Origin of the sequence: Pseudomonas sp. TMW 2.1634 (genome assembly GCF_001703595.1) — a bacterium.
Classification (GTDB): domain Bacteria; phylum Pseudomonadota; class Gammaproteobacteria; order Pseudomonadales; family Pseudomonadaceae; genus Aquipseudomonas; species Aquipseudomonas fragi.
In genome coordinates this window covers 1,946,566-1,960,237 of the sequence record NZ_CP016849.1, presented here as the reverse complement: position 1 = coordinate 1,960,237, position 13,672 = coordinate 1,946,566, and the positions used below count along the sequence as shown (strand labels likewise).

General features: G+C 59.2%; 11 protein-coding genes. All 11 read left to right on the top strand.

From position 1 onward, the window contains the following. Window positions 1-139: 139 nt before the first annotated feature. Window positions 140-880 carry a flagellar basal body rod protein FlgF gene (locus BFC21_RS09375; RefSeq protein WP_016781592.1) on the top strand — a complete coding sequence of 247 codons (741 nt, stop codon included), beginning with the start codon at window positions 140-142 and terminating at the stop codon, window positions 878-880. 44 nt (window positions 881-924) lie between these two features. Further along, window positions 925-1,710 carry a flagellar basal-body rod protein FlgG gene (gene flgG / locus BFC21_RS09370; protein WP_016781591.1) on the top strand — a complete coding sequence of 262 codons (786 nt, stop codon included), beginning with the start codon at window positions 925-927 and terminating at the stop codon, window positions 1,708-1,710. 24 nt (window positions 1,711-1,734) lie between these two features. Continuing rightward, on the top strand, window positions 1,735-2,430 hold the full coding sequence (flgH, locus tag BFC21_RS09365; RefSeq protein WP_016781590.1) for a flagellar basal body L-ring protein FlgH: 696 nt from the start codon (window positions 1,735-1,737) through the stop codon (window positions 2,428-2,430). Between the two features lie 14 nt (window positions 2,431-2,444). Next, a complete protein-coding gene (locus BFC21_RS09360) occupies window positions 2,445-3,554 on the top strand; it encodes a flagellar basal body P-ring protein FlgI (RefSeq protein WP_088377739.1) in 1,110 nt (369 codons plus the stop codon). A gap of 10 nt (window positions 3,555-3,564) precedes the next feature. Next, complete coding sequence (flgJ, locus tag BFC21_RS09355; RefSeq protein ID WP_088377738.1) at window positions 3,565-4,821, top strand: flagellar assembly peptidoglycan hydrolase FlgJ; 1,257 nt, start codon at window positions 3,565-3,567, stop codon at window positions 4,819-4,821. A gap of 10 nt (window positions 4,822-4,831) precedes the next feature. Continuing rightward, window positions 4,832-6,856 carry a flagellar hook-associated protein FlgK gene (gene flgK / locus BFC21_RS09350; RefSeq protein WP_016781587.1) on the top strand — a complete coding sequence of 675 codons (2,025 nt, stop codon included), beginning with the start codon at window positions 4,832-4,834 and terminating at the stop codon, window positions 6,854-6,856. Between the two features lie 14 nt (window positions 6,857-6,870). Further along, a complete protein-coding gene (locus BFC21_RS09345) occupies window positions 6,871-8,451 on the top strand; it encodes a flagellar hook-associated protein 3 (RefSeq protein WP_086797915.1) in 1,581 nt (526 codons plus the stop codon). A gap of 355 nt (window positions 8,452-8,806) precedes the next feature. Then, window positions 8,807-9,733: a ketoacyl-ACP synthase III gene (locus tag BFC21_RS09340; RefSeq protein ID WP_086797913.1), complete on the top strand. Its 927-nt coding sequence runs from the start codon at window positions 8,807-8,809 to the stop codon at window positions 9,731-9,733. A gap of 360 nt (window positions 9,734-10,093) precedes the next feature. Then, on the top strand, window positions 10,094-11,770 hold the full coding sequence (locus BFC21_RS09335) for a flagellin (RefSeq protein WP_120266004.1): 1,677 nt from the start codon (window positions 10,094-10,096) through the stop codon (window positions 11,768-11,770). A 72-nt stretch (window positions 11,771-11,842) separates the two neighbouring features. Further along, window positions 11,843-12,193: a flagellar protein FlaG gene (locus BFC21_RS09330; protein ID WP_088377737.1), complete on the top strand. Its 351-nt coding sequence runs from the start codon at window positions 11,843-11,845 to the stop codon at window positions 12,191-12,193. Between the two features lie 95 nt (window positions 12,194-12,288). Then, window positions 12,289-13,650, top strand: a complete 1,362-nt coding sequence (fliD, locus tag BFC21_RS09325; protein WP_088377736.1) for a flagellar filament capping protein FliD — start codon at window positions 12,289-12,291, stop codon at window positions 13,648-13,650. Window positions 13,651-13,672: the final 22 nt, after the last annotated feature.

Genomic DNA, 13,672 nt, shown 5'->3' with positions numbered 1-13,672 from the left:
CGTTCCCCCGCCCCGAATCTCCCCCCACTCCTGCGCAAACCCGCGCCGCAGCGCGTCAAAATAAAGTTGGTGCGCAAATTGCAATGACCTCTGCAGTACAGCGGTGGGCGGCAAGCGTCCGTCAGACAGAGGAAAGACTGTGGACAAGTACCTTTATGTGGCAATGACCGGCGCCAGTCAGAACGCACTGGCGCAGAAGGCGCATGCCAACAATCTGGCGAACATCTCGACCAACGGTTTTCAGCGTGACCTGGAACAGGCCCGCTCGATGCCGGTGTTTGGTGACAGCTTTCCGGCGCGTGCCTTTGCCCTGACCGAGCGCCCGGCCACCGACTTCAGCCCCGGTGCGCTGGTCGAGACCGGGCGCGACCTCGATGTGGCCGTGTCTGGTGACGGCTGGCTGGCGGTACAGGCTCCCGACGGTAGTGAGGCCTATGTGCGCACCGCCAGCATGAACGTGGATGCCCTGGGCATCCTGCGGGCGGGTAACGGCATGCCGATCATGGGCAATGGCGGGCCGATCGCGGTGCCGCCCCAGCAGCAGATCGAAGTCGGCGAAGACGGCACCATCAGCATCCGCGCCCAGGGCGAAGGCCCCCGGGTGATGGCGCAAGTGGACCGGATCAAGCTGGTCCAGCCAGACCTGAAAACCATGAGCAAAGGCCTCGACGGCCTGATCCACACCAACGACGGGCAGCCGGCCCCGGCCGATGCCAATGTGCGGGTGACCTCGGGCTTTCTGGAGGCGAGCAACGTCAATGCCGTGGATGAGATGACTTCGGTGCTGGCCCTGTCCAAGCAGTTCGAATTGCACATCAAAATGATGAACACCGCCAAAGAAGACGATCAGGCCATGACTCGCGTCCTGTCCATCAGCTAATTACTTGAACGAGCGCCGAAAAACCGGCGCGCGAGGAGAGCACCATGCTTCCGGCACTGTGGGTTGCAAAAACGGGTTTGGCTGCACAAGACACCAACCTGACCACCATTTCCAACAACCTGGCCAACGTTTCGACCACCGGCTTCAAGCGTGATCGCGCCGAGTTCCAGGACTTGCTCTACCAGATCAAGCGCCAGCCGGGTGCCCAGTCCACCCAGGACAGCGAGCTGCCTTCGGGGCTGCAAGTGGGTACCGGGGTGCGCATCGTCGGCACGCAAAAGAACTTCTCCGCCGGTAGCCTGCAAACCACCGAGCAGCCGCTGGACATGGCGATCAATGGCCGTGGATTTTTCCAGATCATGCAGCCCGACGGCACAACGGCCTACACACGTGACGGTACTTTTCACCTGGACTCCAACGGCCAGATCGTCACCGCCAGCGGCTTTGCCCTGGAGCCGGCGATTGTGGTACCGGCCGATGCCCAGACCTTCACTGTCGGTCAGGACGGCACCGTGTCGGTGACCATTTCCGGCAACCCGGCGGCGCAAGTGATCGGCAACGTGCAGACCGCCGACTTTATCAACCCGGCGGGCTTGCAGTCCCAGGGTGGCAACCTGTTTCTGGAAACCGCTTCCAGCGGCGCGCCGCAGATCGGCACCCCGGGCCTGAACGGTTTCGGTTTGACCATGCAAAGCATGCTCGAGACCTCGAACGTCAGCACCGTGGAAGAAATGGTCAACATGATTACCACCCAGCGTGCCTACGAGATGAACTCCAAAGTCATCTCCACCGCTGACCAGATGTTGTCGTTCGTTACGCAAAACCTGTAACTACGTGAAATAGCGGGAGAGCTCATGAAGCGCTTGTTTTCTGTTCTGGCACTGGGCGCCATTACCCTTGTGGCCGGTTGCGTCAGCCCGCCACCGCGGGCCAATGATCCGTACTACGCGCCTGTGCTGCCGCGTACGCCGCTGCCGGCTGCGGCCAACAACGGCTCGATCTACCAGGCCGGTTTCGAGCAGAACCTGTACAGCGATCGCAAGGCGTACCGCATCGGCGACATCATCACCATCACCTTGAACGAGAAGACCCAGGCGAGCAAAAACGCCAACTCGGCCATCGGTAAAAACAGCAATACCAGCATCGGCCTGACCTCGTTGTTCGGCAGCGGCCTGACCACCAACAACCCGCTGGGCGGGGGAGACCTGAGCCTCAATGCCGGTTACAGCGGCAGCCGTGCCACCAAGGGCGACAGCAAGGCCGGGCAGGGCAACAGCCTGACCGGTTCGATCACCGTGACCGTGGCCGACGTGTTGCCCAACGGCATCATCGCCGTGCGCGGCGAAAAGTGGATGACCCTCAACACCGGCGATGAACTGGTGCGCATTGCCGGCCTGGTGCGTGCCGATGACATTGCCACCGATAACACCGTGTCTTCGACCCGCGTGGCCGATGCGCGCATCACCTACTCGGGCACTGGCTCGTTTGCCGATGCGAGCCAGCCGGGCTGGTTTGACCGTTTCTTCCTTAGCCCGCTGTTTCCCTTTTAGTGATGAACTTCACCATGCCTAACCTCAAGCATCTGCTGGCCGCCGTGTTGCTGTTGACGACCGCCCTGGGCGCCCACGCCGAGCGGTTGAAAGACATCGCCAGCATTTCCGGCGTGCGCTCCAACCAATTGATTGGTTATGGCCTGGTGGTGGGCTTGAACGGTACGGGCGACCAGACCACGCAAACCCCGTTTACCCTGCAAACCTTCAACAACATGCTGTCCCAGTTCGGCATCAAGGTGCCGCCAGGGTCGGGCAATGTGCAGCTGAAAAACGTTGCGGCGGTGTCCATCAGCGCCGATTTGCCAGCATTCGCCAAGCCGGGGCAGGTGATCGATATCACGGTTTCCTCCATCGGCAACTCCAAAAGCCTGCGCGGCGGTACGCTGCTGCTCACACCGCTTAAAGGCATCGATGGCAATGTGTATGCGGTAGCCCAAGGCAACCTGGTGGTCGGCGGTTTTGATGCCGAAGGCCGCGACGGCTCGAAAATCACCGTCAACGTGCCGTCGGCCGGGCGCATTCCGGGCGGCGCATCGGTGGAGCGGGCCGTGCCCAGCGGTTTCAACCAGGGCAACAGCCTGACCCTGAACCTCAACCGTTCGGACTTCACCACCGCCAAGCGCATCGTCGACAAGATCAACGACCTGCTCGGCCCTGGCGTGGCCCAGGCCATCGATGGCGGCTCGGTGCGAGTGACGGCACCACTGGACCCGAGCCAGCGTGTTGATTACCTGTCGATCCTGGAAAACCTCGAAGTCGATCCGGGGCAGGCGGTGGCCAAGGTCATCATCAACTCGCGTACCGGCACCATCGTGATTGGCCAGAACGTCAAGGTTTCGCCCGCCGCAGTGACCCACGGCAGCCTGACCGTGACCATCACCGAAGACCCGATTGTCAGCCAGCCCGGCCCGCTGTCCAACGGCGAGACCGCCGTGGTGCCGCGTTCGCGGCTTAATGCCCAGCAGGAAGCCAAGCCAATGTTCAAGTTCGGCCCGGGCACCACCCTCGACGAGATCGTGCGGGCGGTAAACCAGGTCGGCGCAGCGCCAGGGGACTTGATGGCGATTCTCGAAGCACTGAAACAGGCCGGCGCCCTGCAAGCCGACCTGATCGTGATCTGAGGCTGACAGCATGGACATGTCCAAGAGCGGAGTAGTGGCGAACAGCGATTCGGGGGCGTTTACCGACCTGAATCGGCTGAATAAGCTGAAAGTCGGCGACCGCGAAAGCGACGGCAATATGCGCAAGGTGGCGCAGGAATTCGAGTCGCTGTTCCTTAACGAAATGCTCAAGTCGATGCGCTCGGCCAATGAAGTGCTGGGCAAGGACAACCCGCTCAACACCCCGGCGGCCAAGCAGTATCAGGAAATGTACGACCAGCAGCTGTCGGTGACCCTGTCCCGCCAGGGTGGTGGCATTGGCCTGGCCGATGTGCTGATGCGCCAGATGTCGAAAAACAAGGCTGCGGTGCCGGGGGAGGCTGCGGCTACCACGGCGCTGACCGCCGAAGTCAAAGCGCCGGCGGCCACCACCGTCGACAGCCCTTTTGTGCGCTCCAGCGGTCAGCGTCCATTGTGGGCTTCGCGGGTTACCACTACGCCGGCAGCCGCAGCCGACGGTCATAAAAATGATATGGCCATGCTCAATCAGCGCCGCCTGGCGTTGCCGAGCAAGCTCACTGACCGTTTGCTGGCTGGCATCGTGCCATCGGCGGACCCGGCGCGCACCGCGCTCAATACCGCCACCGTACCTGGGCGCACATCGCCGGGGCTGGATGCGGTGCTCAAGGGCAGCCGCCAGCCGATGCTCAGCGCCAGCGGCGCGCAAGGGCGCATGCAGATTTACGGTCGTGCCGTGGCGCAGCCGCCATTGGCCCCGGCCAAACAGGCCTTCGAGTCGCCGGATGCGTTTGTCGCCACCATGCTGCCGATGGCGCAACAGGCCGCCGACCGCATCGGCGTCGACCCGCTGTACCTGGTGGCGCAAGCCGCACTGGAAACCGGCTGGGGCAAATCGGTGATGCGCCAGCAAGATGGCAGCAGCAGCCACAACCTGTTCGGCATCAAGGCCACCGGCAGCTGGCAGGGCGCCCAGGCGCGGGCCATCACCAGCGAGTTCAAGGGCGGGCAGATGGTCAAGGAGACGGCAGACTTCCGTTCCTACGATTCCTACCAGGACAGCTTCCATGATCTGGTGACGCTGTTGCAGAGCAACAATCGTTATAAAGATGTGCTCAATGCGGCCGATAAACCGGAGCAGTTTGTACGCGAGTTGCAGAAGGCCGGTTACGCAACCGACCCTGAGTACGCGAGCAAGATTTCGCAGATAGCCAAGCAAATGAAAACCTACCAGAGCTACGCCTCGACGGGTTCTCTCACGAATTTATAAGGTTTGAACCATGGCGAGTTTGATCAACATCGGGATGTCGGGGCTCAACGCCAGTCAGGGCGCATTGGCGACAGTCGGCAACAACATTGCCAACGCCAATACCTCGGGCTATTCGCGTCAGCAGATCGTCCAGGGCAGCGGCGCGTCGCAACAGGTGGGCGGGGTGTTTATCGGCACCGGCACCACCCTGGCCGACGTGCGCCGCGTGTACAACTCCTACCTCGACGCCCAGTTGCAAACCACCACCTCGCTCAACGGCGATGCCCAGGCTTATCTCGACCAGATCGGCACGGTCGACAAACTGCTGTCGGATAAAAACACCGGCGTGTCGGCAGCCCTGAGCAGCTTTTTCAGCTCCCTGCAAACCGCCGCCGCAGCTCCCGGTGATGTGTCGGCACGCCAGCTGCTGCTGACCAGCGCGCAGACCCTGAGCAACCGGTTCAACTCGATTTCGTCCCAGCTCAACCAGCAGAACGAAGGGATCAACAGCCAGCTTGATACCCTGACCTCGATGGTCAACCAGCACACGGCCACCATTGCCTCGCTGAACAAGCAGATCGCCCAGGCCACCACGGCGGGTAATACGCCGAACAACCTGCTGGATGCGCGCAACGAAGCCGTGCGTACCCTCAACGAGCTGGTCGGGGTGACGGTCCAGGAGCACGACAACGTCTACGACATCACCCTGGGCACCGGTCAGGCGCTGGTGCAGGGTTCGACCTCCAATACCCTCTCGGCGGTACCGGGCAAGGTCGACAAAAGCCAGTACAGCATCCAGATCAATTACCAGCAATCGAGCTCCGACGTGACCTCCGTGCTCAGCGGCGGCAAGATCGGCGGCCTGTTGCGCTATCGCGATGATGTGCTGGCCCCGGCCATGAATGATCTGGGGCGTACAGCCATTGTGGTCGCCGATGCGATCAACCAGCAGTTGGGCCAGGGCCTGGATGCCAATGGCGAGTTCGGCTCGTCGATGTTCAACAGCATCAACAGTGACAAGGCCATCAGCCAGCGCAGCCAGGCGGCGACCGGCAATATTGGCGCGGGCAACTTCAATGTCAGCATCGCCGACAGCGGCGCGCTGACCGCCTACGACTATCAGGTCACGTTTACCAGCGCCACCGAGTACTCGGTCAAACGCTCCGACGGCACCGATATGGGCGCGTTCGCCACCACGGACAATCCGGCCAAGGTGATCGACGGCTTCACTCTGGACCTCAAGGGTGGCCCGATGACCGCTGGTGATGCGTTCAAGGTCAGCCCCACCCGCAGTGGCGCCAGCAATATCGGCGTGCAAATGAGCGATGCCAATAAGTTGGCATTTGCCGGGCCGCTGGTTGCCGGCCCGGGCAGCTCCAACACCGGTACGGGTGCTGTGGGCAGCCTCAATCTGTCGTCAGCGCTGGATATTTATGGCGGCGTCAGTCTGGGCAAGTCGCAAAGCGACATTGAAGGCGCGATGCCGGTGCGTATCGCCTTTGATGAGGCCGCTGCCGACGGGACCCAAAGCTACCGGGTGCTGAACGAGGCGGGCAAGGAAATCGGCAAGGGCAGCATCGTGCCCGGCCAGGACAACAAGGTCACGATCAATGTGCCCGTCACCAACGCCGATGGCACGACCACCAGCGTGGGGTTCGACACTGTCATCAGCGGCTCACCGGGCAAGGGCGACAGCTTCGATATCAAGTTCAACAAGGACGGCAAGGCTGACAACCGCAACGCCAACGAGCTGCTGGGCCTGCAAACCAAGGCCACAGTGGGTGTAGGCAAGGACGGCACCGGCGGCGTCAGTATGGCTACTTCCTACAGCCAGTTGGTATCCAAGGTGGGCGGCAAAGCCAGCCAGGCCGCGGTCGACGGCACCGCTAACGGCGCGGCCCTCGCGTACGCCAAGGAAGTGCGCAACTCGGTGTCCCAGGTCAACCTGGACGAAGAAGCCTCCAACCTGGTCAAGTTCCAGCAGTACTACACCGCCTCGTCGCAGATCATCAAAGCGGCGCAAGCCACCTTCAGCACGCTGATCAACAGTCTTTAAGGGAGCCCGCGACGATGCGTATTTCAACTTCGCAGTTTTTTGAATCGACCAGCGCCACCTACCAGAACAACTTCTCGTCGGTGATCAAGACCCAGGGCCAGATCGACTCCGGCGTGCGCATCCAGACCGCCGCCGATGACCCGGTCGGCGCGGCGCGCCTGCTGCAACTGCAACAGCAAAAAGACATGCTGGGCCAGTACAGCACCAATATGAACAGCATCAAATCGTCCCTGGGCGCCCAGGAAGCGGTGCTCGACAGCATCAACAACTCATTGCAAAAGGCCAGTGAGCTGGCCCTGGGCGCAGGCAGCGGTAAAAGCGATGCCGACCGCCTGGCCATTGCCAACGAACTGGGCAGTATTGAAGAGCAGGTGTTCAGCCTGCTCAACAGCAAGGACGCTGCGGGCAACTACATGTTCTCCGGCTCCAAAACCGACACACCGCCTTACACTCGCAACAATGACGGCACCTACAGCTATCAGGGTGACGATACCCAGCTTAACCTGAAGGTTTCCGACACCCTGACCCTGGCCAGCAGCGATACGGCCAGAAGCATCATGGAAGGCGCGACCAATACCGGGCGTACCCAGGCGACTTTTGTGCCCGGCGTGGATGCCAATGGCGAGCCGACCGTCAATGACGGCAAGCTCTCGGTGTCTGCTGGCCTGGTCACGTCAAGCGCGGTGTTCAACAAGAGCTTCGCCGAAGGCCAGCCCTATACGCTGAAATTCAGCAGCAGCACCCAGTACACCCTGACTGACCGCGACGGCAACGACCTGACCTCGCAGGTGGCGGGTAATGGCGTGTTCGACCCGACCAAGGACGGTTCGCAGAGCATCAGCCTGCGCGGCGTTTCGTTCGACATTACCCCTAACCTCAAGGACATCCCGGCGGCGGATCGCGATGCGGCAGTGGCGGGGCGTACCTTCACCCTGGAGGCCAAGGCCGACACCATCAATACCTCGCGCACGCCGAGCAACGGCTCGACGGCGCAGATTACCAATTCCACGGTGACCGACGCCCAGGCCTATGGCGACAGCTTTCCGAGCAATGGCGCGGTGATCAAATTTACCAGCGCCACCGAGTACGAGGTGTATGCCCAGCCGCTGAGCGCCGACAGCAAGTCGATTGCCCAGGGCACTGTTGACGGCGGTGCGCTCGGGATCAAGTTCGACTTCGCTGGAGCACCGCAGGCGGGCGACCAGTTTGTCGTCAACCGCAACAACCACCAGAGCCAGAACGCGCTGGACACCATCAGCCAGCTGCGCAAGGCGCTGGAGATCCCTAGCGACAAAGACCCGCTGGCCCAGCAAACGCAAAAGGACGCGATCAACGCCGCGATCGGCAACCTGAAAAACGCCAGTGCCGGCGTCGACAGCGCCCGGGGCTCGATTGGTGCGCGTTTGAAGGCGGTGGATATCCAGGCCGATGAAAATATCAGCCTGGGCCTGGCCAACGACTCCACCACGGCGGCGATTGGCAACACCGACATGGCGGGGGCGTCCATTGAACTGGCGTTCCAGAAAGCCATGCTTGAGGCCTCGCAACTGGCGTTCGTGAAAATCTCCCAGCTGAGCCTGTTCAACCAGCTCTAAACAGCGGTGCAGGGGGGTAATGTGGGAGCGGGCTTGCCCGCGATGCAGGCGACACGGTATGCCGGTAATACCGTGTTGCTGCCATCGCGGGCAAGCCCGCTCCCACAAAATCGCCTTTCTGGCTGTAATGTTTTGTATAAAACCGCACAAAATAGCGTGACCTATGAGTCATAACGCGCATCTTCACTGTATCGTGTGAAACGTACGGGCGGGTGCCGGGCCTTTTTCAGGCTGTTTTGTTTATTGTTATGCACCCATATTCGTCGCATTCCTGCGCGATAAAGCCCTTTTATTGTCAGCGCCCCTCGGTTGTGCGAGCGGGTGATCTCCAGCTATTTAGTATTGGGAAGCCACAATGATTGGCATTAAAAGCATCGCCAGTTACGTGCCAGCAAGCGGTGTAGACAACTACGCGCAAGGCGCGAAGTTCTCCAAAGACGAAGAATTCATCCTGGGCAAGATCGGCTCGGCCTTTCTGCCGCGCAAAGATGCTGACCAGGAAACCTCGGACCTGTGTGTTGAAGCCGTCAACGCACTGTTTAGCAACAATCCGCAGCTTAAACGCGAATCCATCGACGCGTTGATCGTTGTCACCCAGAACGGCGACGCCGAAGGCCTGCCGCACACGGCGGCCATCGTCCAAGACAAGCTCGGCCTGCCGACCCACGTTGCCGCCTTTGATATCTCCCTGGGCTGTTCGGGTTATGTCTACGGCATCTACGCGATGAAAGGCTTTATGGAAGCCGCGGGCCTGAAAAACGGCTTGCTGGTGACGGCCGATCCGTACTCGAAAATCGTCGACCCGGAAGACCGCAACACCACCATGCTCTTTGGTGACGCGGCCACGGCCACCTGGATGGGCGAAGACGCGCCCTGGCAGCTGGGCAAGGCCAAGTTCGGCACTGACGGTTCCGGTGCCCCGCATCTGAAAGTCAGTGATGGCGTGTTCTTTATGAACGGCCGCCAGGTGTTCAACTTTGCCCTGCTTAAAGTGCCTGCGCACTTGAACGAGCTGCTGGAAGAGTCCGAACTGACCTCCAAGGACATCGACGCGTTCTGCATCCACCAAGGCAGTGCGGCCATCGTTGATGCCGTGGCCCGTCGCTTTGAAGGCGAGCCGGAGAAATTTATCAAGGATATGGTCGAGACCGGCAATACCGTGTCGTCGAGCATTCCGCTGCTGCTGGAAAAGCATGTGATGGACGCCACCTGGAAGCGCGTGGCGCTGAGCGGTTTTGGTGTGGGCCTGTCGTGGGGCTCGGCGATTATCTATCGTCCATAAGCTTCACGTTGAAACACAAAACGCCCGTGGTCGCAAAGCCATGGGCGTTTTGCTTTCTGGCAGGGCTGGTTGAATCTGTGGGAGCGGGCTTGCTCGCGATGGCATTACCCTGGTTTGCCTGAAGCACCGCGCCGCCCGAATCGCGAGCAAGCCCGCTCCCACACTGGGGGGGCGCCCGGCGGCTTATCCTCCCGCTAACCCCCTGAATTACAAGGCATGCCTCCCTTGGCTGCAAAAAAAATCAAAAAAACCCTCAAGCAACCGACATTCACGACGATAACTATTACGAAGGTTCTCTAGGCCACACCCGGCGGTTGCCAGGGCCGGAAGCCGCAGTATTCATCCAATGAGGATTTCGTCATGGCTTTATCAGTAAACACTAACGTCACGTCCCAGACCGTTCAGAAGAACCTGAACAAAGCCGGCGACTCGTTGAGCACCTCGATGACCCGTCTGTCTTCCGGCCTGAAAATCAACAGCGCCAAAGACGACGCTGCCGGCATGCAGATCGCCAACCGTCTGACTTCCCAAGTCAAAGGCATGACCGTTGCCATCGCCAACGCCAACAACGGCTCTTCGATTGCACAGACTGCTGAAGGCGCGATGCAAGAGTCGACCAACATTCTGCAACGTTTGCGTGAACTGGCTCTGCAGTCCGCGAACGGTGATAAAAGCGCTGATGACCGTGCTTCCCTGCAACAAGAATTCACAGCGAAAGTCGGTGAACTGACCCGTATTTCGTCTACTACTACTTTCGGTGGTCGTAACCTGCTGGACGGCTCGTTCCAGAACCAGTCGTTCCAAGTGGGCGCTGATGCCAACCAGACCATTTCGTTCGGTATGAGCGATATCAGTGCTACTGGTTTGAAGGGGTCTTATGGTGAGGCGAGTGCAGCAGGTGGCGTGAGCACGCTGTCTGCAAACGTTGTTGGTGGTGCGAACGATGCTGCTACGTTCAAAGCTGCAGGCGCTGCATTTGCAGCTCCGACCGCTGATGAAACGCTGACCATTAATGGAACAGATATTACACTGGCTAAAGATTCTACAATCGATGATGCGCTTGCTGAAATCAATAAACAGTCTTCCAAAACTGGTGTTACTGCGTCACTTGACCCAACAAGCAAAATTTTGAATCTGTCTTCGGATACGAAGTTTACAGCAGTAGGATCTACAGCTTCTAAAGCTGGTTTCGTAACTGCGGCTGCGCCAGTAAATAATGCTTTGGATGCTGGTGAAATCAAAGTCAATGGCGTTACAGTGACAATTGCAGCTGGCACGCTTGAAAAGGCAGCGACGGATATAACAGCAGCGAGCGCTACAGCTAAAACAGGTGTAAGTGCGTCGGTTAAAGATGGTCGCTTGGTGCTGACTTCTGATAGCGGCCAAGCAATTAGTCTGACTGACGGTGCGGGCGCTACTGGTCCAGGTTCGTTGTCCAAGCTGGGTCTGTCCACTGGCACCACCCAAGCCAAACTTACCGCGGACACTTCCGTTTCGTTCAACGGCGTAGAAGTGAAATTCAAGAAAGGCGACTCGATGGATACCATCGTTTCCTCGATCAACAGTGCAAGCACTGGCGTGACTGCCAGCAAAAATGCCGATAACACGCTGAAGCTGTTCTCCACCAAGGACATCACCATTGCTGATGGTAGTGCAGGTACTGGTCTTGCCTCCCTGGGCCTGACGGATACAGCTAAAACCACCACCGCAAGCACCGTCGAAACCTCCGTCTCCGACCTGAGCGTGTTGACTGCTGAAGGCGCTCAACAAACCATCCAGGCCTTGACCGGCGCCATCCAGCAGATCGACACTCAGCGTTCCGCTCTGGGTGCTGTACAAAACCGTTTCGACAGCACCGTTTCCAACCTGCAAAGCATCTCCGAGAACTCGACTGCTGCACGTGGTCGCGTTCAGGACACTGACTTCGCATCGGAAGCTGCCGAGCTGACCAAGCAACAAACCCTGCAACAGGCTGCTACCGCGATCCTGTCCCAGGCTAACCAGCTGCCATCCGCTGTGATGAAATTGCTGCAGTAATTTCAGCGCTTGGTTAATAACGGAAGGGCGCGTTTACGTGCCCTTTCGTTTTTTCAGTGTTGAGGTGACGAAATGGACATAAGCATCAAGCTGAATTCCGTTTACCCGAGCGCCGCCGGATTAGCCAGTCCCGCGCCAGCGCCGGTTGCAACAACGCAAGCAGTAGCGGCCCCGGAACCGTTGGCAGGCATGCCGCCTGAGCGCGCGGAACTGGAAAAGGCCGTCAGTGACATTCAAGAATTCGCACAATCCAACCAACGCAAGCTGGACTTTTCAATTGATGACACCACCGGTGTGATGGTGGTCAAGGTGATCGCCGCCGACAGCGGAGAGGTCATTCGCCAGCTACCTTCAGAGGTGGCCTTGAAACTGGCGCAAAATCTGGCTGACCCCCACAGCCTGCTTTTTCAGGGCAAAGCCTGAACGTGGCATGAATTGTGATGCTGTCTGCTTCCTCGGCCTTGCTCGTCAAAAAAGCGTAAGCCCATAAAGCGGCAGCCCGGATAAGGAGAATACAGATGGCCAGTTCAACGATTACCGGTGTTGGTTCAGGTTTTGACACCATCGGGATTGTGAAAGCCTTGGTTGATGCTGAAAAAGCACCCAAGCAAAGCCAGATTACCGCGCAACAAAAAGACACCACCATTCAGTTGTCCGCCGTGGGCACGGTAAAAGCGTCGCTCGAAACCTATCGTGCAGCCATTGCCAAGCTCAACAGCGTTTCCAGTTTCAACGGTCTGGCCGCTACGTCGTCAGACGAAAAAATTTCCAAAGTCACCATTGATGACAAAGCCTCCACCGGCACCTATGCGCTGGACGTGAGCAAGTTGGCGACCTCGTCAAAAATCACCAGTAAGGTGTTTGAGGGTGGTACTTCCTCGGTCGTAAACTCGGGCACTGAACCTACGACCCTGACCATCTCGCAGTCGGGCTCTGACTACAATGTCTCTATCCCCGCAGGCGCAACCCTTCAGCAGACACGTGAAGCGATCAACACGCAGTTGCAGTCCAAGGGCATAAGCGCCAACGTTTTGACCGACGCCAATGGTTCGCGTCTGGTAATTGGCTCGCAGACCACGGGTAAGGGTACCGATATCACCATCAGCGGTGATTCAGAGCTGTCGACTGGCTACGACGCCGGTAAAGCGCCGGTGAATGCGGAATACACCATCGATGGCATTGCCATGGAGTCGTCGAGCAACAAGGTCACTTCCGCCATCAGTGGTGTGACCCTGGAGCTGATTGATACCAAAGCGTCCACCATCACCGTGGCTTCTAATACGGCAACGCTGAAAACCTCGGTGCAGTCGTTTGTCAGTGCCTACAACGCGCTGTTGACCAGTATCAACACGCAAACCAAGGTCACGGCCACCGGTGACTCGGCAACCACCACCTCGGGCGCCCTGACCGGCGACGCGTCGATGCGTCAACTGGTCAGCGGTATTCGTAACGAGCTGCTGCAAAACTCTGGCTCGTCGAGTATGGGCAACTTGTCCCAGATGGGTATCAGTACCGATCAAAAAACCGGGTTGCTGACGCTGGATGACAAGCAGTGGGATGCAGCAGTTGCCAAGCCCAATGGCGCAACTGAAATTGCCAAGGCATTCACTGGTGATACCGGGTTGGTGGCGCGTATGACCAAGGCGACCGATAGCTACGTCGGCACTACGGGTCTGCTGGCCAGTCGCGTGACTGACTTGAACACCAAGCTGACCGACCTTACGACGCAGCAAGCGGATCTGGATCGACGGATGGAAAGTATGAAAACTTCGCTGACCTCCAAGTACACCGCCATGGACACCCTGATCGCCAAAATCAACGCCAGCAGCTCCAGCATCATGACCACGCTCAACTCGCTGAATAACCCTAAAACCAGCTGATGTCGGCCCTTTGCGCGGCTAA

Coding starts and splice junctions, on each gene's coding strand:
- flgG (WP_016781591.1), top strand. CDS start 925: ATGCTTCCGGCACTGTGGGTTGCAAAAACGGGTTTGGCTGCACAAGAC.
- flgH (WP_016781590.1), top strand. CDS start 1,735: ATGAAGCGCTTGTTTTCTGTTCTGGCACTGGGCGCCATTACCCTTGTG.
- BFC21_RS09360 (WP_088377739.1), top strand. CDS start 2,445: ATGCCTAACCTCAAGCATCTGCTGGCCGCCGTGTTGCTGTTGACGACC.
- flgJ (WP_088377738.1), top strand. CDS start 3,565: ATGGACATGTCCAAGAGCGGAGTAGTGGCGAACAGCGATTCGGGGGCG.
- flgK (WP_016781587.1), top strand. CDS start 4,832: ATGGCGAGTTTGATCAACATCGGGATGTCGGGGCTCAACGCCAGTCAG.
- BFC21_RS09345 (WP_086797915.1), top strand. CDS start 6,871: ATGCGTATTTCAACTTCGCAGTTTTTTGAATCGACCAGCGCCACCTAC.
- BFC21_RS09340 (WP_086797913.1), top strand. CDS start 8,807: ATGATTGGCATTAAAAGCATCGCCAGTTACGTGCCAGCAAGCGGTGTA.
- BFC21_RS09335 (WP_120266004.1), top strand. CDS start 10,094: ATGGCTTTATCAGTAAACACTAACGTCACGTCCCAGACCGTTCAGAAG.
- BFC21_RS09330 (WP_088377737.1), top strand. CDS start 11,843: ATGGACATAAGCATCAAGCTGAATTCCGTTTACCCGAGCGCCGCCGGA.
- fliD (WP_088377736.1), top strand. CDS start 12,289: ATGGCCAGTTCAACGATTACCGGTGTTGGTTCAGGTTTTGACACCATC.